This window comes from Streptomyces sp. Ag82_O1-12 (assembly GCF_900182715.1).
GTDB lineage: Bacteria > Actinomycetota > Actinomycetes > Streptomycetales > Streptomycetaceae > Streptomyces > Streptomyces massasporeus.
The window spans coordinates 7,083,599-7,103,700 of the sequence record NZ_FXUW01000001.1; the positions used below are offsets into that span (position 1 = coordinate 7,083,599).

Consider the following 20,102-nt stretch of genomic DNA (forward strand, 5'->3'; position numbering starts at 1 on the left):
ACCAAAAAATGTTCAAGTGGAAGGCGAGCGCCTGAAAAGCGGAAGGACTGCCGCCCTCAGGGCGGCAGTGGGAAAAGGAAGTCGGATGAAGCCGTTCGGGGAACAGTCGCGGTGACTGTTCCCCGAACGGTAAAGCGCTGAAGCTTACTCACCCCACCTGCGTCCGGTCCCCGATGATCGAGTCGCCGAGGTTGCACCACGCGACGCTCTCCGCGGTCGCCCACACCCAGGGACCGTAATGGACGTACTGGTAGCCCCCGAGAGTCTCACAGGTGATCACCTCGCGGTATCGCCCCGAGTCGCACCAGGTCTTGTTCCCCGCGTGGCCGCCGCTGCCGGTCACCCGTTGTCCCCAACACGCCTGCAAAGTGGAGTCCCCCGACGCCGGGACAGCGGCCGGCGAGGAGCCGCTGTCCGCTGCCGCGCCCGGCGCGAAAGCCGTCGCCGCCCCGAGAACGAGCGCCGTGGAGGCGACTGCCTTTGCGATACGGCTTTTGAGCATGCAAATCCCCCTGCTGTACGAGATGTGTACGCGCCGCCGGCTCATGCCGTGGGCGCTCAGGTCGTGCATCGGTCGTTGACGACTGTAGGGATGTTCCGTGACTCAAAAGCACCAATACGTGCACTGCGACTCTCCAGTTCGTGCACAACGAGGCACTAAACTGCCCGCGCAAACAGGGGAGCTGGGGGTGATCGGCTTGACAGTCCGCAAAGCTTCACGATTAACAGGAACTGAGTCGTTCGAGGCGGTTGCCTCAGCCTTGTTCGCCCCGCTGCGGGTGACCGATCCCGGCCCACAGGGGTTCGAAGCCGTGGTCGACCACACAGCCATCGGACCCGTGGTCGTCGCCCGTATCCAGGCAGCCGCCGCAACGGTGACCCGGGACAACCGCAGCATCACCTCCGGCGACATGGAGTGGATCCATTTCAATCTGCACCACCGCGGGCCGGTCACGGCGATCCAGGACGACCGGAGCGCGACCGTGAAACCCGGTGAGCTGTTCGCCTGTGACAACACCCGGCCATACCGGCTCATCGGTGCCGATTCCCTCGAGATGACCGTGCTCTGCGTTCCCCGGGCGAGTCTCGGCAGGCACGCGACCGCCCTCAGTCGGCGCACGGCGCTCCCCATGTCGACTCAGGGCGGGATCGGCAGACTCCTCGGCCACGCACTGTCCGCGGTCCATGAGGACCCTGCCTGTCAGGGCCCGTCACGTAGGTATGTGGCCGACGCGCTCACCGCCCTCCTCCTCGCCACGTTCGCGGACACCACTCCCGAGCGGGCTTCCGTCGCCAGCGGCCTTGCCGACCGCATCCGCGTCTACGCACTGGCCCACCTCGGCGACCCCCACCTCAGTGCGGAGCGAGTCGCGCACCGGCACCGCATCTCAGTCCGGTACCTCCACGCACTCTTCAAAGGCGGTGACCTGACCTTCGCCGCCTGGATCCGGCATGAACGCCTGCTGCGGATCCGCCGCGACCTTCTCGACCCCGCCTGCGCGGACACCTCCACAGCCACGGTCGCAGCACGGTGGGGAGTGCACGACACCAGACACCTCGGCCGGGCCCTGAAACGCGAGTTCGGCGAAACCGTCAGCGACCTGCGCCGCGGGCGAAGAGGCTGATCCGCGCATCCGTCCCGAGTGCCCACGGTCCGGGCCGGTCCACGTAAACGGCGAGGTGAGAGGCCGTATGTTCACGACCCGCCCGACCCTTCAGGGCACCTTCGGCATAAGAGGTCCCGGGGCTGGGTCGCTGACCCCGCTACGAGAAGACCGCGACCATCTACCTGGCCGGACTCCACGTCGCCGGCATCTTCCTCTGGTCCATCGGGTGATCTGCTGCTCAAGTGATGCTGTTTCTCCGGAAAGGACGAACGCCATGCGTCAGAGCGAGATTCGCCGGCTGGACCGGTGGTCATTCGTTTCGCGGGGGCGGGACCCGGGCGACGGTATGCAGCTCACCGGTGACCGTCACACCTCGGAGACGGCGTCGTTCGGCAATGACGTGTCGGCGTTGCCGAACTTCCCCGCCGAGATCCGCGCGCCCGTCGGCACCCTGCCGGGTGTGTCGTCGTTCCGATGATGACGAAGAACGACCCGGCCGCCACCGTCCGCGAGAGCGCCGCCACCCGGCGGGCTCTGGAGGAGCGCGCCGCGCGGCTGCCGCTGGAAGAGCTGTGCGAGGCGCAGTTCCGGCACGACGCGATGGCCGTGCAGCGCATCGTGCGCACCGCGCTGCACGGCCGAGGGCCGGACTGCGTCGGATGGTCAGGGCGTGCTCACCTCGAAGCGTTCCACCCGCACTGTGCCGCCGAGGGCCTTGGTGGCGTGGTTGAAGACGGCGAAGCGGTAGCCCAAGAAGAACTCCCACGCGTGGTTCATGGTGAAGGCCGGGCCGAGCGGGGTGAAGGTGGTGCCGTCGGTGCTGTAGGAGAACGTCGCCCGGCGGCCCGGCCCCGGGCTGATGTCGGCGGTGGCGCGCAGCCAGACGCGGCTGCCGGACGTGGGGAGGTCGGCGCGGGCCTGCTCGGTGCCGGTGCCGGTGGTGTTCCAGCGGGCGTCCATGGTCAGGCCGTCGAACATCACCAGCCTGCTGACGCCGTTCTGCCGCGTGACGCCGATCCAGGCGGAGGAGTCGCGCAGCATCGCCAGCCCGGCCCGGTCGTCGTCCGCCATCCCGGAGTGGTCGAGCACGACGGTCGCGGTGGAGGCGGGGCCCTGGATGCGGCGGGTGAGGGTGTTACGGGCGTTGTAGAGGTCGTCGGTGACGGTGGCGGTCCTGAGGGTGAGCCCGTTGTCGACGGTGAACGCGGAGGTGTCGGGGTTGTGGTTCCACTCCCAGTACGGTGCCAGCGACGTCCCCTCGAAGGTGTCAGCGCCGGTCATCGGCGGGAGCGGGTGCGGGGTGACCGGGTAGGGGTATGTCTCGCCCCATTCGCCGTCGACGGTCTGGAGCTCGGGCCAGCCCTCGGCGTTCCAGGTGACCGGGGCCAGGGCGGGGACGCGGCCACCGGGATAGGCGTCGATGAAGCCCATGTAGTACCAGTCGCCGTCCGGGGTGTCGACCAGCGCGCCCTGGTGCGGCACGCCGCCGCCGGGGATCGGGCGGGACAGGTCCCACAGCACCTCCCGCATCTCGTACGGGCCGAAGGGGCCTGAGGTGGACTTCCAGATGTACTGCCCGGCGGTGCCGTCGGCCGGGCGGGTGACGAAGATGTAGTAGTTCCCGTTGATCTTGTAGAAGCGGGAGCCCTCCATCAGGCCGAACTCGGCGGGCTTGGTGAGCACGTGCTCCGACCTGACCTCGGAGCGCAGGTCCGGGGCGAGCTGCGCGACGCGGATCTCGTTGGCGCCGTACGCCACGTACGGGGTGCCGTCGTCGTCGAAGAGCAGCCCCGCGTCGTAGTAGATGCTGCCGATCTCGGCGTGCCGGGTCCAGGGGCCCGCCGCGTCGGTGGCGCTGTATACGTACGACCGCTGCCAGCCGATCTGGCCCAGCCAGTAGAAGGTCTTGTCGCTGGGGCGGTAACGCATCGAGGACGCCCAGATGCCCCCGACGTAGGCCCGTCCGCCGTTGAGGTCGTACGCGTCGCCGAAGTCGAGGACCGGCACCGAGTGGCCGATGAACTCCCAGTCGACCAGGTCGTAGGAGCGCAGGACGGGCGCGCCCGGCGAGTAGTGCATGGTCGAGCCGGTGTAGTAGTACGTGTCGCCGACGCGGATGACCTCGAGGTCGGCGAAGTCCTGCCAGATCACCGGGTTGGTGAACCGCTCCTGCTGGGCCGTCGTGGCCGCCGCCGCGCGCATCGCCGGCAGCGTGGCGCCCGCGACCAGACCGGCGGTGACCGCCATGACTCTCCGGCGGCTGTGGGGGTGTTGGAGCCAGGACATACGAGATCAGCTTCCTCACGGGTAAGGGGATCGAGAGCGAACTTCGAGGTATCAGACGTAATTCTGAGTGTCGAACGGGAACACAGGAGGGGGCAGGAGGGGAGTCAACGCCGGGCGATCAGCGGGTGGTTAGCGGCTCGCCCCCAGCAGTCGTCGTTCGGTGATCCTCGGACGCCGACGACCCCGGCTCACTCGACAAACCCTGAAACCGACCGACTCACCAGGCTTGAGACGTTCCGCGTCTCGTGGTCGACCAGGACGAAACCTCCATCATCCGGGTTCTCCAGGTGCACGGGCGGGCTCGGCCTTGCACCGAGCCCGCCGCTCCAACTCCACCCGTTCTTCCTGATCCCGCGCTGTGACGCTCACCCGGTTCGGCGTACGTCGTTGCCCGCGAACGTCAGGAACGCCAGGAGCTGCGTCACGCCACCGGCTAGCGCTGCAGTGTCAGTACCCCCGGCCGGTACGGCAGGAGGCCGTAGTCCATGCCGTCGGTGCTGGGGTCGCGCCCCTGGTAGAGGAACTGCAGATTGCAAGGGTCAATGGTCTTGGTCTGGTCGGGGTTGGTGCGAACCACATCGCCGTGGCTGACGTCCTTGGTCCAGGACGTCGCGCCGCTGTTGGCACTGCCGGCGAAGGGGTTGGTCACGGTGTCGGCCTGCGGTGTCCACGTGCCGTCGAGGCTGGTGGCCGTGAACGAGCGGAAGAAGCGACCATACCCTGTGTAATTCTGGGCCTCGACGATCATGAGGTACTGGTTCCGACCCTGGACCTTGTAGACCTCCGGCGCCTCGAACAGGTTGAGCTCCGTGTCGCTCATGATCTTCGTGGCCGAACCGAAGGTGCCCGGGAAGTTGCCGATGGGCATGCTGGACCGGTAGATGTCGCCCTTGTCGTTGGCGAAGAACATGTACATGTTCGTGTCGTCGCCGATGAGGGTCACGTCGAGGGGGCCGCCCTTCGGGAGGGTGCCCGTCCACAGCTCCTGCTGCGCGGACCAGCCGTTGGGGTTGGTGGGGTCGCTCGAGGTGCGGTAGGAGAAGCTGTATGGCCAACCCCCGTTGTAGGCGAGCACCCAGAGGTTCTTCGGGGCGAAGTAGAACAGCGTCGGCGCGATGCCGTCGAAGGGAATCGTGTTCTGGGTGGCGGTGGCCATGTCGGACCAGTTCGTGAAGGGGCTGAAGGTCGTCAGTCCCCAGCGCCCGTCCTCACCGGCGAGAGTGTTGTGCGTCGTGGCATAGACGACGTGCTTGCCGTTGTGGACGACGCTGGTGAAGTCCTTGAGCGAGGCCCAGCCCGCCTTCGGCTGCGCCAGCGGGCCGGTCGATGTCCACCGGTAGGTCGACGGAAGTGCACACGCGTTACTCGCCCCGGACAGGCCGGTGAACTTCTGGTTGGCGCCGCCGGTACACGACCACATCTGCACTCCCGTGCCGTTGTCTTTGCCCCAGCCCGAGACCTCCAGGCACAGCCCGGACCGCACGCCGACGATCGTGCCGTCGGGGTTGACCCGCCACTGCTGGTTGTCACTGCCGTTGCACGTCCAGATCTGCACCGGGGTCCCGGCCGTGGTGGCGCCGCCCCGGACATCCAGGCACTTGTTGCCGTACACGGTCAGCTGGCTGCTGTCCGTCAACGTCCACTGCTGGTTGATTCCACCGTGGCAGTCCCAGATGTGCACGTTCGCGCCCTCGGTCTGGCTGACGCCCGCCACATCGAGACACCGGCCGGAATCAACACCGCGCACGTCGCTGGTGGTGGCCGCCTGAGCCGGGCCGGCGACGAGCAGCGACGCCAACGCGGCCAGGGCCGCGACCGCGGCGGCGAGCACCGCGTACGGGCGCCTGAGACTGAACCTACGTCTGCGCATAAGGACCTCGTCATCCTTGAGCGAGTGACTCCGGTTTGCCCCGTTGGGGCTGTCCGGGCTGCCTGGCACGGTGCGGCTTGTTCGTTATTTCGAACAGAAGTCGAAGTATCGATCGATGGAATGCTAGACATCACATGAATGACGTCAATACTTCTCGCGCAATTCGTGGGCAGAAACGTTCGCACGCTGAAACCCAGGCGGCCACAAGTCCCGTGGTTGTAGCGACCTTTGACTGAGGGTCAGGTAGCGCTGTCGGCACGGGCTTGGTGATCATTACGCCAGTAAGCCCCCACCCCGCGGTTTCCTCGCGGGGCGGGGGCTTTTTGGTGGGGACGACGCCATCGACTTGATCCATTAGGCCGACCAGCCGGGCATCAGCGGCGTTCGACCAGACTTCCTCGAATGCGGGATCGTCTTCGAATCCTGCCGGACTGCGCACGGATGTCAGGTACGGATCAGTGCACGCGTGCCCGTTACGCCGCCATGCGCCCGCGGGGGAAAACCACGAAAGGGAGGAACCCCAGCCGACCCGCGGCTGGGGTTCCCTAAGGCGGTGAGTATCGGTCAGCAGGTGGACAGCTCGTCTACACGTCGGCGGACCGCACCCCATCGCGATCACCGTGGATCAGGCGGTCAGCGCTGCAGGGTGAGCAGGCCCGGCCGGTACGGCAGTTTCAGGTAGTCGGTGCCCTCCGGTGTGCTGGTGGGCAGGCCCTGGTAGAGGAACTGCAGGTTGCAGGGATCGATGGTCATGGTCTGGTCGGGGTTGTTGCGGACCAGGTCACCGTGGCTGACGCCCTTGGCCCAGGTGGAACCGCTGTTGGCAGTGCCCGCGAAGGGGCTGCTCTCGCTGCCGGCCTGGACGGTCCACGGACCGTTCAGGCTGGGGGCGGTGAACGAGCGGAAGTAGCGGTCCTTGCCCATCGCCTCGACGATCATGAGGTACTGGTTCTGGCCCTGGACCTTGTAGACCTCCGGCGCCTCGAACAGCAGGTCCCTCGTGTCGCTCATGACCGTCTCGTACGAGGAGCCGAAGCTGCCCGGGAAGTCCCCGATCGGCATGCTCGCCCGGTAGATCTTGCCGTTGTCGGCGGCGAAGAACAGGTACATGTTCTGGTCGTCGGCGATCATGGTCGGGTCGATCGGGGCGTTCTTCTGGCCCGGCTCGGGGCCGTCGGGGAGGCTGCCGGTGAACAGCGGCTGCGCGGCGGACCAGCCGTTGGGGTTGGTGGGATCGCTGGACGTGCGGTAGTAGAGCGGCCACTGACTCCACTGGGTGACCATCACCCAGATGTTCTTGGGCGCGAAGTAGAACAGTTCGGGCGCCACCGCGGGCTCGTTCATCGCGGTCTGGGTGGCGGCCCCCATGTCCGACCAGTTCGTGAAGGGACTGAACCTCGTCGCGCCCCACTTCGTTCCGTCGGAGGTGGTCGAGTAGACCAGGTGCTTGCCGTTGTACGTGGTGGTGGTGAAGTCCTTCAGCGCGAGCTGCCCGTTCGCCGGCTGCGCCAGCGGGCCGGTCGAGGTCCACCGGTAGGTCGACGGAAGAGCGCACGAGTTGCCCGTCCCGGACGGGCCGGTCCACTTCTGGTTGGTGCCGCCGTGGCACGACCAGAGCTGCACCCCCGTGCCGTTGGCCTTACCCCAGCCCGAGACCTCCAGGCACAGCCCGGACCGCACGCCGACGATCGTGCCGTCGGGGTTCACCCGCCACTGCTGGTTGTCACTGCCGTTGCACGTCCAGATCTGCACCGGGGTCCCGGCCGTGGTGGCGCCGCCCCGGACATCCAGGCACTTGTTGCCGTACACGGTCAGCTGGCTGCTGTCCGTCAACGTCCACCGCTGGTTGATTCCACCGTGGCAGTCCCAGATGTGCACGTTCGCGCCCTCGGTCTGGCTGACGCCCGCCACATCGAGACACCGGCCGGAATCAACACCGCGCACGTCGCTGGTGGTGGCCGCCTGAGCCGGGCCGGCGACGAGCAGCGACGCCAACGCGGCCAGGGCCGCGACCGCGGCGGCGAGCACCGCGTACGGGCGCCTGAGACTGAACCTACGTCTGCGCATAAGGACCTCGTCATCCTTGAGCGAGTGACTCCGGTTTGCCCCGTTGGGGCTGTCCGGCTGCCGGTATGGTGCAACTTGTTGTTCGTTATTTCGAACGGGGGTCGAAGTATCGATCAGGGGAATGCTAGACATCACATGAATGACGTCAATACTTCTCGCGCAATTCGTGGGCAGAAACGTTCGCACGCTGAAACCAGGCGGCTACAAGTTCCGTGGTTGTAGCGACCTTTGACTGAGGGTCAGGTAGCACTGTCGGCACGGGCTTGGTGATCATCACGGACCCCGACCAGACCGCTCACCTGAGCCTCTGGTTCGGCTCGGTGCCCGACCCATGCTCGCGGCGGGGCCGGTGGCACTCACTGACGCCGGCCCGGTCGATGTGTGCCTGCGGCGGTCGTCTGCGGTGCGGGGAGCGTCGAGAACTCGCCGAGCGGGATGCGAGTGGCCGGGCGGGCAGTCCTGCTCATCCCGCACGCAGCGACGCGGCGTGTGAGGCCCCTCACCGACGTAGTGCACGTGGACAGCCGTCCCTGGCTCCAGGCACGAGATTCCGACACGACTCCGGCTGCACTGATCGGCCCAGTGCGGCGCGGTCGCCGGCTACGGATCGAGTACGACAGTCCCCACGAGTCGTGCTCACGCATCCTGGTCGTGGACCCCTACGGGCTGCTCGCCAAGGCCGGCACCTGGTACCTCGTCGCCGACCATCACCCTCGACCACTACGCCCACTTCATGCCGGAGGCGGGGAAGAAGGGACGCAGGGCGATCGATAGCCTTCTGGGGGAGCGGGCGGAGAAGGTCCCTGGCGCTAACTCCCCAGTTTCTCCCCAGGACCCCTCCTGAGTGCCCATCGTCCGGGCCGGTACGCGTAAACAGCGAGGTGAGAGGCCGTATGTTCACGACCCGCCCGACCCTTCAGGGCACCTTCGGCATGGTGTCCTCCACCCACTGGCTCGCCTCGCAGTCGGCAATGGCCGTCCTGGAGAGCGGGGGCAACGCCTACGACGCGGCCGTGGCGGGCGCCTTCGTGCTGCACGTCGTCGAGCCGCACCTCAACGGCCCGGCCGGTGAAGTGCCGATCCTGCTCGCCCCGGCCGGCGGCGAGGTGCGGGTGCTGTGCGGGCAGGGCGTCGCACCGGCCGGCGCGACCGTCGCGCACTACCGGGGTCTCGGCCTGGACCTCGTCCCCGGCACCGGGCCGCTCGCCGCCGCCGTACCGGGCGCGTTCGACGCCTGGATGACGCTGCTGCGCGACCACGGCACCCGGTCCCTCGAGGACGTCCTGAAGTACGCGATCGGATACGCCGAGCACGGACACGCGCCCGTGGAGCGCGTCGGCGAGACCGTCGAGACCGTGCGCGAGCTGTTCGAGACGGAGTGGACCTCGTCGGCGGACGTCTATCTCCCCGGCGGCAAGGCACCGCGCCCCGGCGAGCTCTTCGCCAACCCCGCCCTCGCCGCCACCTGGAAGCGCCTGCTCGCCGAGACCGCCGGCGCGGGCGGCAGGGAGGCGCGGATCGAGGCCGCCCGGCAGGTCTGGCGCACCGGGTTCATCGCCGACGCCCTCGTCCGCCAGGCCGGTCGCCCCACCAGGGACACCAGCGGAGAACGCCACACCGGTACCCTCACGGCCGCCGACCTCGCCACCTGGTCAGCGACCTACGAGAGGCCGGCGACGTACGACTGGAACGGCTGGACCGTGTGCAAGCCCGGCCCCTGGAGCCAGGGCCCGGTCCTCCTCCAGCAACTCGCCCTGCTCCCGCCCGAACTGCCCCGCTACGGCTCGGCCGACTACGTCCACCTCCTCGTCGAGAACTGCAAGCTCGCCATGGCCGACCGGGAGGCCTGGTACGGCGACGCCGCAGACGTGCCCCTCGACGACCTGCTGTCCGACGCGTACAACACGGCCCGCCGCGCCCTCGTCGGCGAGTGGGCCGAGAACGGCCTGCGGCCCGGCAGCCCCGGCGGACGCATCCCGCGGCTGTGCGCGCACGCGCGCGGGGCGGCCGCCGCCCAGGAGGGCTACGACGCCCTGGGCGCCGGCGAACCGACCGTCGCCAAGAGCCCGGCGTCCCCCGTGCCGGGCGAACCGGAGATCCTGGCCGACGGGACCACCCGCGGCGACACCTGCCACCTCGACGTGGTCGACCGCTGGGGCAACATGGTCTCGGCCACGCCCAGCGGCGGCTGGCTCCAGTCCAACCCGGTCGTGCCCGAACTCGGCTTCCCGCTCGGCACCCGGCTCCAGATGACCTGGCTGGAGGAAGGCCTGCCGGGCTCACTGGCCCCCGGCCGGCGCCCCCGCACCACCCTGACGCCCTCGATCGCCCTGCGCGACGGCGTGCCCGTCATGGCGTTCGGCACGCCCGGCGGGGACCAGCAGGACCAGTGGCAGCTGCACTTCCTCCTCGCGGTCGCGCTGCGCGCCCGGGTGCGCGGCGGCCCCGACCTCCAGGGCGCCATCGACGCCCCGAACTGGCACAACGACAGCTTCCCCGGCTCGTTCTACCCGCGCGGCATGCGCCCGGGCAGCGTGACCGTGGAGTCCCGCACCGACCCGGTCGTCGTGGCGGAACTGCGGCGCCGCGGCCACGACGTGACCGTGGGCGGCCCCTGGTCGGAGGGCCGGCTGTGCGCGGTCGCCCGGGACCCGGAGACGGGCGTGTTGTCGGCGGCGGCGAACCCGCGCGGGATGCAGGGGTACGCGGTGGGCCGGTGATCCGGCGGGCCGCTGTTCATCGCGAGGCCACCCGGAGTGCACCCGGAGTGCGGGCGTTGTCAGTGGCACGTGTTGTCATGGAGGGGTGAACGACAGCAACGAAACCATCGAAGAGTTTCTCGCACAGCACGCCTCCGACGTCGAAGAGGCGATCCGCAAGGCCGCCGCCACCGAGATCATGCCGCGCTGGCGCCAGCTGGCAGCGCACGAGATCGACCAGAAGAGCGGCCCGCACGACCTGGTGACCGACGCCGACCGCAAGGCCGAGCTGTACCTGACCGAGGCCCTGGCCGCCCTGCTGCCCGGTTCGGTCGTGGTCGGCGAGGAGGCGGTCCACGCCAACCCCGCGTCGTACGCGGCGATACGCGCGGACGCCCCGGTCTGGATCGTCGACCCGGTCGACGGGACACGTCAGTTCGTGCGCGGCGAGGCCGGGTTCTGCACCCTGGTCGCGCTGGCCCACCGCGGCACCCTGCTCGCGTCCTGGACGTACGCGCCCGCCCGCGACCGGCTCGCCACCGCCCAGCGGGGCAAGGGCGCCCACCTCGACGGGGAGCGGCTGTTCGCCGGAGTGCCGGAGCCGGGTCGGGACCTGCGCGTGGCCACCTCCCACCCCGACTACACGACGGACGAGGAGAAGCACGCCCTGCTCGGTCTGCGCGCCGACGGGGTGGCACCGCGCCCGTGCGGCTCGGCCGGTCTGGAGTACCTGGCCGTCGCCCGGGGCGAGTTGGACGCCGTCGCGTTCTCCTGGGAGGCGGCCTGGGACCACGCGGCCGGTCTGCTCCTGGTCGAGGAGGCCGGCGGCGCCCACCTGACACTCGCGGGGGAGCCGTTCCGCATAGCGGGCGGCAACACCCTGCCCTTCACCGCCGCCCGCGACGCGGCCACGGCCCGCCGGGTGGTGGGCCTGCTGTCGGGCGAGGTATAGACCCAAGACCGTTGCATGACGCACACGGTTGATCACCCAGCGTGTGTATGAGTGGATTCCAGCTGCCGCAAAGCGGTCTTCCGCACCGGAAATCACCGGCGGCCGGTGACTGTCAGTCTCCGGGCATATCCTGATCCTCAGTGGCCGTCGGCTGACGAAGGGGTCCGAAGGTGCCGTCGATGCTCGATGTCGTCGTAGTGGGTGCGGGGCCGAACGGACTGACCGCGGCCGTGGAGCTGGCCCGCCGCGGCTTCTCCGTCGCCGTCTTCGAGGCCCGGGGCACCGTGGGCGGCGGTGCCCGCACCGAGGAGCTCACCCTCCCCGGCTTCCGGCACGACCCGTGCTCCGCGGCCCACCCGCTCGGCATCAACTCACCGGCGTTCCGCGCCCTGCCGCTCGAGCGGTACGGCCTGGAGTGGCTGCACGCCGAGCTGCCCATGGCGCATCCGTTCCCGGACGGCACGGCGGCCGTCCTGGCCCGGACGGTCGGCGAGACGGCCGCCTCCTTCGGCCCGCGCGACGCCGGCGCGTACCGCAGGCTCATCGCGCCCTTCCTGCCCAAGTGGGACACCCTCGCCCGGGACTTCATGTCCCTGCCGATGACCGCGCTGCCCCGCGACCCGGTGACCCTCGCCCGCTTCGGCCTGGCCGGGCTGCCCCCGTCGACACTGCTGATGCGCCGCTTCCGCGACGAACCGGCCAAGGCCCTGTTCTCCGGGCTCGTGGCCCATGTCATGGCACCGCTCAGCGGCCTCGCCACCGGCGCGATCGGCCTGGTCTTCGCCCTCGCGGCGCACGCGCGCGGCTGGCCCGTCGCCCGCGGCGGCTCCCAGTCCCTCTCCGACGCACTCGCCGCCTACCTGAAGGACCTCGGCGGCAGCGTCCACACCGACTACGAGGTCAAGCGCCTCGACGATCTGCCGCCGGCCCGGGCGTACGTCTTCGACACCTCGCCCACCGCCCTGGCCCGCATCGCCGGCTTCGGCAACCACTACGCCGGCTACCGCTACGGGCCGGGCGTCTTCAAGGTCGACTACGCGCTGGACGGCCCCGTGCCCTGGACCGCGAAGGAGGCCCGCGCCGCCGGCACGGTGCAGGTCGGCGCGAGCAGCGCGGAGATCGGCGCCGCCCTGCGCGCGGCCTCCCGGGAGGGCCGGGCCCCCGACAAGCCGTTCCTGATCACGGTCCAGCCGAGCGTCGTCGACCCCACCCGGGCCCCGGACGGCAAGCACGTCTTCTGGGCCTACGGGCACGTCCCGAACGGTTGGACCGGCGACCTCACCGACACCATCGAGCGCCAACTGGAGCGCTTCGCCCCGGGGTTCCGCGACCGCGTCCTGGCCCGTGCCACCGCGGGCCCGCCCGAACTCGCCGCCCGCAACGCCAACTACGTCGGCGGGGACATCGCCTCCGGCGCCGCCTCCGGACTCCAGCTGCTGCTGCGCCCCAGGGCCACCCTGTTCCCCTACCACACCCCGCACCCGGCCGTCTTCATCTGCTCGTCGGCGACCCCGCCGGGCCCCGGCGTGCACGGCATGTCGGGGCACAACGCGGCGAAGGCGGTCTGGAAGCGACTGAGGCAGACATGACGGCCATCGAACTGGTCCGGGGCGACATCACCCGCGAGAGCGTCGACGCGATCGTCAACGCGGCCAACTCCTCACTGCTGGGCGGGGGAGGGGTCGACGGGGCGATCCACCGCCGCGGCGGACCCGCGATCCTGGAGGACTGCCGCCGGCTCCGCGCCGCGCACCTCGGCAAGGGCCTGCCCACCGGCCGGGCGGTCGCCACCACCGCCGGCGAGCTGGACGCCCGCTGGGTCGTCCACACCGTCGGCCCGGTGTTCAGCGCGACCGAGGACCGCTCCGGCCTCCTCGCGTCCTGCTACCGCGAGTCGCTCCGCGTCGCCGGCGAACTCGGCGCCCGCACGGTCGCGTTCCCCGCGATCTCCACCGGCGTCTACGGCTGGCCGATGGACGACGGTGCCCGCATCGCCGTCGAGACCGTACGGGCGGCGGACACGACCGTCGAGGAGGTCAGGTTCGTCCTCTTCGACGAACGGGCCTACGAGGCGTTCGCCGCGCGGCTGCGCTGAGCCACGGCACGGCGGGGCTCAGACGGGCTCCGGCTCGAAGTGTTGCAGCAGGTCCCGGCCGGGCTGGACGACTCCGTAGGTGCTCTCGGGGACGGCGTTCCACACACCGGGGAGATCGCCCAGCGGCTCCGACACGACCAGCCGCGTCTCGTCGGAGACATGGTTCAGGAACCCCAGGTCGGGGTGGAGAGCGCGGACGTCCTCCACGCGGCTGCTGTAGTAGAGCGACCGCGACTTCCCCGCGCTGGAGTAGCGGAAGAACCACACCCGCTCCCCGTCGGTCACCGCGACCGTCATCTGCAGCGGCTGCGGCACCCCGTGCTCGTGGCCCAGGCGCTCGATCAGCCCCGTCATCCGGGCCACCGCACCCGGCGGATCGCCGTCCAGCCCGAAGGTGAGCGCCACGTGGAACATCACCTCCGAGTCCGTCGTGCCCTCCATCGACGCGAACAGCCCCGGGTCCACGGCCAGCATGAGATCCCGGCGCAGCTCACGGAATCCGTCGATCGCTCCGTTGTGCATCCACATCCACCGCCCGTGGCGGAACGGGTGGCAGTTCGTCTGCTGCACGGCCGAGCCGGTCGAGGCGCGCACATGCGCGAAGAACAGCGGCGAGCGGACGTGGTCGGCGATCTCCCGCAGATTGCGGTTGCTCCAGGCCGGGCCGGTGTCGCGGATGACGGCGGGGGTGCGCAGGTGCCACGCGTACCAGCCGACGCCGAAGCCGTCGCCGTTGGTGGTCTCGACCCCCATCCGCGCGTGCAGGCTCTGGTCGATCAGCGAGTGCTCCGGGCGGTAGAGGACGTCGTCGAGGATCACGGGAGTGCCCGAGTAGGCGAGCCAGCGGCACATGGCCGATACCCCTGTTCCGAGCCGCCCCGGCCGGGCCGCGCGGCTCCGTAGGTGATGTGCGTGGACCCCAGCGAACCTCCCTCGCGCCCGGCACGCATCGCCCGCCGCGGGTGGTTACGGCCCTGGGCCGGGCATGCGCGGCTGAATGAGCGCGGAGACCCGGAGCGGAGCGAGCGCCACTCGTGGTGGACGGACGCGGGGGTGACGGCTCCCCGGCGGAGGCGCCCCGCGTGGACCGGCGGCGGACGCCGGCCCGCCCCGCGTGGATCGGCGGGGGTGCCAGCCGGCCTCGTGTGGATCGGGGGGATGCCGACCGGCCCCTTGTGGATCCGCGGGGGACGCCGACCCGCCTCGTGTGGATCGGCGGCGGACGCCGACCCGCCTCGCCGGTCCCGGCGACCCGGCCGATCACTCCGTCGCCGCGTGGATCCGGCCCGAGCGGGCCGCCGCGCCCAGCGTCTCGAAGTCCCGCTCGTTCTGGTCGGCGTACGCCTGGGCGAATACGGTGAGCGCCCGGTCGAAGCGGTCGCCGCCGCCCAGGTAGGCCGCGATGGCGACCGGATCGCCGGAACGGGCGTGGGCCCGCGCCAGGCTCGCCCCGCACAGCCGCCCGAACAGCCGGAGCAGGCCGGGGTCCATGGTCTCCGGCTGGGCGATGCCCTTCCAGTCCCGCAGCTGGCGTACGTAGAAGTCCCGCTCATGCCCGTCGAGGCCCACCGCGTGCGTCCAGCCCAGCAGGATGTCGCTGGTCGTCTGGATCAGCCGCTGCCCCGACACCACGCGCCGCCCCTGGTTGTCGTAGCGGTCGCCGCCGCAATGGGCGGCGAGCGCCGACTCCTGCGCTTCCTTGGCCTGCAGCAGCAGGGGATCGTCGTCGTCCCGGCCGAGCAGCAGCACGATCCAGCAGCGGGTGCCGACACTGCCGACCCCCACCACCTTGCGGGCGATGTCCACCAGGCGGTAGCGGCGCAGCAGGTGTCGTCGCTCGTACGACAGCGTCCTGGCGTAGCCCTCCAGAACGGCCCGCAGCTCCTTCTCCCGGAAGTGCGCCGAGTCGTCCTCCAGCAGGTCCCGCAGCGGGGTGATCAGCGGCGGGTCCGGTGTGATCCGCCGCCCCACGGCCGTGTCCCGGGTGAGCTTCTCGTAGGCCTGCATGTGGGTGCGGGTCCGGGCCTTCGCCGTGGCCTTCGCGGTGCGGCGCCGGGCCTCCTTGGAGATCGACGCGGCCATCAGCTCCCGCACGTGGTCGGCGTCGTCCTGGGCGTACCAGATGTCCAGGGTGCGCATCCCGGCGAAGTCCCGCATCCGCCGCCGGTAGGCCTTGACGCACGTCTCCACCGCGCTGTTCTGCTCCGCCGTCGAGAAGTCGTTGGCGCGGCCCGCGATGGCGAAACTGGCCGCGAGCCGTTTGACGTCCCACTCGAACGGCCCGGCCAGCGTCTCGTCGAAGTCGTTGATGTCGAAGACCAGATGGCGCTCCGGCGAGGCCAGCAGCCGGAAGTTCAGCAGATGGGCGTCCCCGCACAGCTGCACCCGCAGCCCGGTGTCCGTGTGCGCGCCGAGGTCCGCCGCCATGATCGCCGCCGCGCCGCGGTAGAAGCGGAACGGGGCCTCCAGCATGCGGCCGTAGCGGATCGGCACCAACTCCTTCACACGGGTGGCGGACTGGCGCTCCAGCACCTCGACGGGGTCGAACCGGTCGAGCCCGGCCTCGAACCCGGCGTGGGAGGAACGCGGCACCCGCCGCCGGGCGTTCCGGCCCGCGGCGGCCCGCTCGGCCGGTGACCTGAAGGTGGTGAAGGGACTCGGTACGGTCATGGTTCAGCGCTCCGGCCGCGAGGGGAAGTCGTCCGAGGGCTCCCGGCCCTGCCGGCGCAGCCCCGCCTGCACCGCGCCGGCGAGGATTCGTGCCGCCACGCCCACCAGTAGCAGCCCGCCCGCCATCTGAATCATCGTCAGCACTCGCCCGGTCTGGGAGCGGGCCGTGATGTCGCCGTAGCCGACGGTGGTGAACGTGGTGAGCGTGAAGTACAGGGAGTCCGTCTTGGTCAACGGCTCGCTGAACGAGCCCGGGGTCGTGTGCTCCAGCAGGAAGTAGGCGCCCGCGAAGAGCAGCAGGAACAGCGCCAGCGTCGTGGCCAGGGCCTCGACGGCCTTCAGCCGGGGGTAGGGCGAGGTCACGATGGCCCGCACCTCCCACCAGAAGACCACGACCACCAGCAGCAGACCGCAGGCCAGCAGCACCGAATCGCCGCTCGTGCCGCGCCCGTCCAGGGGCAGCACGTAGTAGACCGTGACGAGCCCGGCCGCGATGAGCGCGGCGCGTACGAGGGCCCTGCCCGCCGCACGCCGGCGACGCCCCGGCCGCCGCCGGTCGGGAACCTCCGCTGGATCGTCCATCGCGTGTCTTCCGGTCTCGGTCCCGCCCCGGTGCCGGGGCGCCCCACAAGGCCTGCCCTACCACCTCAGCGCCCGGACGCCTCGCACGGATCACCCGCCACGGGTGAGGCAGCCCGGCTCCGGGCCCGGGCACGCTGGTGCCGACGGGGACGACTGCCGGGCGTGCACCCGGGACGGAGGACTGACATGAGCGCGCAGAACTACCTGGCGTACGACTTTCCGCTGCTGAGCGCCTTCTGGTCGATGCTGTGGTTCTTCCTCTGGATCATGTGGTTCGTCCTGCTCTTCCGGGTGGTCCTCGACATCTTCCGCGACGATTCCCTGAGCGGCGGGGCCAAGGCCGGCTGGCTGGTCTTCTGCGTCCTGCTGCCCTTCCTGGGCGTCTTCGTCTACGTCCTCGCCCGCGGCCGGAACATGGGCCGCCGGGAGACGGACCGGGCCCGTGCCCAGCAGCAGGCCTTCGACAGCTACATCAAAGAGACCGCCCGGGGCGGCGAGCACCGGTCCAGCAGCGTCGACGAGCTCGCCAGACTGTCCGAGATCCGTTCCCGCGGCGACATCACGGATGAGGAGTTCCGCAGGGCCAAGGAACTGGTGCTCAGCGGCTCCGGAGCATCGGGCGCATCGACCGCCGGTACCCCCACCTCCGGTCGCTGACCGCGCCGGACGCAGCAGAATCGAGGAGCAGGATGACCGCCACACACCCGACGCACGGGTCCTCGAGGACGAGGCACGGAACCGCCGCCGCAGGCCTGATGATCTTCGCAGCCGTGATGCTCATGCTCGCCGGGATCCTCGGCATCATGCGCGGCATCTCGGCGATCGCCGAGGACCAGGTCTTCGTCACGACCCCCAACTACGTCTTCGCCTTCGACACCACCGGCTGGGGCTGGATCCACCTCGCCCTGGGCGTGGTCGCCGTGCTCATCAGCCTGGGGCTGTTCCAGGCCTCCACCTGGGCGCGCGTGCTCGGCGTGGGGATCGCCGGACTCGTCCTCATCGCCAACTTCCTCTCCCTGCCGGCCTACCCGGTCTGGTCCGTGGTGATGATCGCGATGTCCGCGTTCATCATCTGGGCTCTGTGCACCGTGAAGAAGGGCGACGCCTGAGAGCCGCCGACCGTGCCCCGCCCAGAAGGGCCGGGCACGGCCGCGCCGCGCCCTCGGCCCGCTCAGGCGCGGGTGCGGACCAGCAGCAGGGCGACGTCGTCGTCCGGCTCCGGGCTCAGCGCGCTGAGCAGGCTGTCGCTGGTGTGCTGCAGGCTGGGCCCCGCGTTCCCGAGCAGTCTGGTCAGTGTGTCCAGGCCGGTGTCGATCGGCTCCCCGCGGTTCTCGACCAGCCCGTCCGTGTACAGGGCGAGCAGGGAGCCCGGGGCGAGCTCCACCTCCACCGTGCCGAACTCCACGCCGCCGACCCCGAGCGGGACCCCGCCCGGCACGTCGACCAGCTCGGCACGGCCGTCCGCCCCGGCGAGCACCGGCGGCAGATGCCCGGCGCTGGACAGCTCGCAGGTGCCGCGCCGCAGATCGCACACCGCGTACACGCACGTGGCGATCGCGTCGCCGAGGGAGCCGGCGATGTCGTCGAGGTGCCGCAGCAGCTCGGCGGGCGGCAGGTCCAGCCGGGCCAGCGCCCGCGTCGCCGTGCTCAGCTGCCCCATGATCGCCGCGGCCTGGACGCCCTTGCCCATGACGTCGCCGACGACCAGCCCGGTGCGCCCCGGGCCCAGCGGCAGCACGTCGTACCAGTCGCCGCCGACCTCGCTGAGGGCCGGGCGGTAGCGGGCGGCGATGTCCAGCCCCTCCCGCTCGGCGGGCGTGCTCGGCAGCAGGCTGCGCTGCAGGGTGAGGGCGGTGCCGCGCTCACGGCCGTAGAGGCGGGCGTTGTCTATGCAGATCGCGGCGCGGGCGGCGAGTTCGGAGGCGAGCGCTTGGTCCCGGTCGTCGAAGGGGCGCTCGTTGACCGTGCGGTACAGCGAGAGCGTGCCGAGCACCTTGCCCCGGGCCACCAGCGGCAGCGCCAGGTAGGAGTGGGCGCCGGCCTCGTGCAGGGCCAGGGCGGCCCGTGAGTCGCGGGCCAGCCGCCGCATCATCTTGCCGTCCACGTGCTCGACCAGGACCGGACGGGCGCTGCGCACACACTGCGTGATGATCCGCGACGAGCCGTACGTGGCCAGCTCGCCCACCGGGTCGGCGGCGTGGATGGCGTCGGTGGGGTACCCGGCCGCCACGGCCAGCGCCCGGAACTCGGCCGGGGAGCGGCCCGACACGGGCGTGATGGTGCCGCGGGCCACGACCGACTCCAGGACGTCCACGGCGGCCAGGTCCGCGAGGTGCGGCACGACCACGTCGGCCAGCTCCCGGGCGGTCTGCTGGAGGTCCAGCGTGGTGCCGATCTTCATGCCCGCGTCGGCGATCACCGACAGGTGCTGGCGTGCCTGCGCGACCTCGGCCGCGGCCTGCTGACGCTCGGTGACGTCCAGGACGGCCATCGCCAGCCCGAGCACCCTGCCGTCGATGTCCTCGATGCGGTGGTAGGACTCCGAGTAGGCGCGTTCCTGCGCGTCCGCCGCCGTCCGCCCGACGGTCTGCTGGTCGAGCAGGGGCGCGCCGGTCTCCAGGACGTGCCGCATCCGGGCCTCGATGGCCTCCACGTCGAGGTCGGGCAGCACCTCCCCGACCCGGCGCCCCAGCACCGCCTCCTCGGGCATGCCGTTGATCCGCTCCAGCGCGGGGTTGACCCCGACCCAGCGCAGGTCGTTGTCGAAGACGGCGATGCCGAGCGGGGTCTGGTTGACGAGGCTGTGCGAGAGGGCGAGGTCGCGCTCGACCTGTCGTACGGTCGTCGCGTCCGTGGCGAGTCCCAGCAGGTGGGGCTGCCCCTCGGGGTCGAGGAGGCGCATCGTGCGGAACTCCACGGCGCGTTCCGTGCCGTCGCGGTGCCGCAGCGGGAAGACACCGGCCCAGCGGGCACCCGTACTGACCTGGGCGAACAGCTCCCTGCCCCGGGGCCGGTTCTCGGGGGAGACCAGGAGGGTGTCGGCGCGCTGGCGCAGGGCCTCCTGCGCGGTCCAGCCCAGCAGCTGCTCGATCTCGGGGCTCCACAGCGCGATGTGCCCGCCGGCGTCCAGGACCACCGCCGCGACCTTCAGCAGATCCAGCAGCCCGCCGGGCGCGGCCGTGACGGCGTCGCGGTCCGAGGTCGCATACCCGTTCATGCGAGCCGCTCCTTCCGGCGCGGCAAGAGGTACCGCCATGATCTGTTGCGCGGGCTG

The 20,102-nt window shown here is 70.6% G+C and carries 15 protein-coding genes and 2 pseudogenes; 9 read left to right on the forward strand and 8 right to left on the reverse strand.

Annotated features, from left to right (window positions below; all coding sequences use genetic code 11):
• Window positions 1-148 precede the first annotated feature (148 nt).
• Window positions 149-343: a hypothetical protein gene (locus tag QOL88_RS32290; RefSeq protein WP_143668907.1), complete on the reverse strand. Its 195-nt coding sequence runs from the start codon at window positions 341-343 to the stop codon at window positions 149-151.
• Between the two features lie 346 nt (window positions 344-689).
• On the opposite strand from QOL88_RS32290, the gene QOL88_RS32295 reads away from it, so the two are divergent.
• Both QOL88_RS32295 and QOL88_RS32300 read left to right on the forward strand, forming a co-directional pair.
• Complete coding sequence (locus QOL88_RS32295; protein WP_257027956.1) at window positions 690-1,625, forward strand: AraC-like ligand-binding domain-containing protein; 936 nt, start codon at window positions 690-692, stop codon at window positions 1,623-1,625.
• 256 nt (window positions 1,626-1,881) lie between these two features.
• Window positions 1,882-2,082, forward strand: a pseudogene (locus tag QOL88_RS32300) (2-oxoacid:acceptor oxidoreductase subunit alpha); the annotation flags it as partial.
• A gap of 188 nt (window positions 2,083-2,270) precedes the next feature.
• On the opposite strand, the gene QOL88_RS32305 reads toward QOL88_RS32300, so the two are convergent.
• From QOL88_RS32305 to QOL88_RS32315, 3 genes are all read right to left on the reverse strand, one after another.
• Window positions 2,271-3,893 (reverse strand): glycoside hydrolase family 43 protein, encoded by a 1,623-nt coding sequence (locus tag QOL88_RS32305; RefSeq protein WP_097221785.1) that lies wholly within the window; start codon window positions 3,891-3,893, stop codon window positions 2,271-2,273.
• Window positions 3,894-4,326: 433 nt separating this feature from the next.
• Window positions 4,327-5,763: a non-reducing end alpha-L-arabinofuranosidase family hydrolase gene (locus QOL88_RS32310; protein WP_218892925.1), complete on the reverse strand. Its 1,437-nt coding sequence runs from the start codon at window positions 5,761-5,763 to the stop codon at window positions 4,327-4,329.
• A gap of 633 nt (window positions 5,764-6,396) precedes the next feature.
• Window positions 6,397-7,830, reverse strand: coding sequence for a non-reducing end alpha-L-arabinofuranosidase family hydrolase (locus tag QOL88_RS32315; protein WP_097221787.1), 1,434 nt, complete (start codon window positions 7,828-7,830; stop codon window positions 6,397-6,399).
• 435 nt (window positions 7,831-8,265) lie between these two features.
• Between QOL88_RS32315 and QOL88_RS32320 the strand changes: the two are divergent.
• The 5 genes and pseudogenes from QOL88_RS32320 to QOL88_RS32340 all read left to right on the forward strand — a co-directional run.
• Window positions 8,266-8,481, forward strand: a pseudogene (locus QOL88_RS32320) (transcriptional regulator); the annotation flags it as partial.
• 242 nt (window positions 8,482-8,723) lie between these two features.
• The gene (locus tag QOL88_RS32325; protein WP_097221788.1) at window positions 8,724-10,550 is read left to right on the forward strand and encodes a gamma-glutamyltransferase family protein; all 1,827 of its coding nucleotides are present in this window, start codon (window positions 8,724-8,726) and stop codon (window positions 10,548-10,550) included.
• An 85-nt stretch (window positions 10,551-10,635) separates the two neighbouring features.
• Window positions 10,636-11,481, forward strand: coding sequence for an inositol monophosphatase family protein (locus QOL88_RS32330; protein WP_097221789.1), 846 nt, complete (start codon window positions 10,636-10,638; stop codon window positions 11,479-11,481).
• A 179-nt stretch (window positions 11,482-11,660) separates the two neighbouring features.
• A complete protein-coding gene (locus QOL88_RS32335) occupies window positions 11,661-13,070 on the forward strand; it encodes a phytoene desaturase family protein (RefSeq protein WP_097221790.1) in 1,410 nt (469 codons plus the stop codon).
• Window positions 13,067-13,576, forward strand: coding sequence for an O-acetyl-ADP-ribose deacetylase (locus QOL88_RS32340; protein ID WP_097221791.1), 510 nt, complete (start codon window positions 13,067-13,069; stop codon window positions 13,574-13,576). The genes QOL88_RS32335 and QOL88_RS32340 overlap by 4 nt, the downstream gene beginning before the upstream one ends.
• Before the next feature lie 18 nt (window positions 13,577-13,594).
• On the opposite strand, the gene QOL88_RS32345 is transcribed toward QOL88_RS32340, so the two are convergent.
• The 3 genes from QOL88_RS32345 to QOL88_RS32355 form a co-directional block, all read right to left on the reverse strand.
• Window positions 13,595-14,428: a class II glutamine amidotransferase gene (locus QOL88_RS32345; RefSeq protein ID WP_097221792.1), complete on the reverse strand. Its 834-nt coding sequence runs from the start codon at window positions 14,426-14,428 to the stop codon at window positions 13,595-13,597.
• 408 nt (window positions 14,429-14,836) lie between these two features.
• Window positions 14,837-16,246 carry a DUF2252 domain-containing protein gene (locus tag QOL88_RS32350; protein ID WP_097221793.1) on the reverse strand — a complete coding sequence of 470 codons (1,410 nt, stop codon included), beginning with the start codon at window positions 16,244-16,246 and terminating at the stop codon, window positions 14,837-14,839.
• A 3-nt stretch (window positions 16,247-16,249) separates the two neighbouring features.
• The gene (locus QOL88_RS32355) at window positions 16,250-16,828 is read right to left on the reverse strand and encodes a potassium channel family protein (RefSeq protein WP_097221794.1); all 579 of its coding nucleotides are present in this window, start codon (window positions 16,826-16,828) and stop codon (window positions 16,250-16,252) included.
• A 186-nt stretch (window positions 16,829-17,014) separates the two neighbouring features.
• Here QOL88_RS32355 and QOL88_RS32360 point away from each other — a divergent pair, with 186 nt between their 5' ends.
• Together QOL88_RS32360 and QOL88_RS32365 are read left to right on the forward strand one after the other, a co-directional pair.
• Window positions 17,015-17,485 (forward strand): SHOCT domain-containing protein, encoded by a 471-nt coding sequence (locus QOL88_RS32360; protein WP_097221795.1) that lies wholly within the window; start codon window positions 17,015-17,017, stop codon window positions 17,483-17,485.
• Window positions 17,486-17,517: 32 nt separating this feature from the next.
• A complete protein-coding gene (locus QOL88_RS32365) occupies window positions 17,518-17,937 on the forward strand; it encodes a DUF7144 family membrane protein (protein WP_097221796.1) in 420 nt (139 codons plus the stop codon).
• A 62-nt stretch (window positions 17,938-17,999) separates the two neighbouring features.
• Here the strand turns inward: QOL88_RS32365 and QOL88_RS32370 are convergent, their stop codons facing one another.
• Entirely contained in the window at window positions 18,000-20,045 is a 2,046-nt protein-coding gene (locus QOL88_RS32370; RefSeq protein ID WP_097221797.1) for a SpoIIE family protein phosphatase, read from the reverse strand.
• Between the last annotated feature and the right edge of the window lie 57 nt (window positions 20,046-20,102).

Bases quoted from the DNA above. Each gene is read 5' to 3' on its own strand.
- QOL88_RS32340 (WP_097221791.1), top strand. From the start codon at position 13,067: ATGACGGCCATCGAACTGGTCCGGGGCGACATCACCCGCGAGAGCGTC.
- QOL88_RS32305 (WP_097221785.1), bottom strand. From the start codon at position 3,893: ATGTCCTGGCTCCAACACCCCCACAGCCGCCGGAGAGTCATGGCGGTC.
- QOL88_RS32350 (WP_097221793.1), bottom strand. From the start codon at position 16,246: ATGACCGTACCGAGTCCCTTCACCACCTTCAGGTCACCGGCCGAGCGG.
- QOL88_RS32310 (WP_218892925.1), bottom strand. From the start codon at position 5,763: ATGCGCAGACGTAGGTTCAGTCTCAGGCGCCCGTACGCGGTGCTCGCC.
- QOL88_RS32345 (WP_097221792.1), bottom strand. From the start codon at position 14,428: ATGTGCCGCTGGCTCGCCTACTCGGGCACTCCCGTGATCCTCGACGAC.
- QOL88_RS32365 (WP_097221796.1), top strand. From the start codon at position 17,518: ATGACCGCCACACACCCGACGCACGGGTCCTCGAGGACGAGGCACGGA.
- QOL88_RS32315 (WP_097221787.1), bottom strand. From the start codon at position 7,830: ATGCGCAGACGTAGGTTCAGTCTCAGGCGCCCGTACGCGGTGCTCGCC.
- QOL88_RS32325 (WP_097221788.1), top strand. From the start codon at position 8,724: ATGTTCACGACCCGCCCGACCCTTCAGGGCACCTTCGGCATGGTGTCC.
- QOL88_RS32370 (WP_097221797.1), bottom strand. From the start codon at position 20,045: ATGAACGGGTATGCGACCTCGGACCGCGACGCCGTCACGGCCGCGCCC.
- QOL88_RS32335 (WP_097221790.1), top strand. From the start codon at position 11,661: ATGCTCGATGTCGTCGTAGTGGGTGCGGGGCCGAACGGACTGACCGCG.
- QOL88_RS32360 (WP_097221795.1), top strand. From the start codon at position 17,015: ATGAGCGCGCAGAACTACCTGGCGTACGACTTTCCGCTGCTGAGCGCC.
- QOL88_RS32355 (WP_097221794.1), bottom strand. From the start codon at position 16,828: ATGGACGATCCAGCGGAGGTTCCCGACCGGCGGCGGCCGGGGCGTCGC.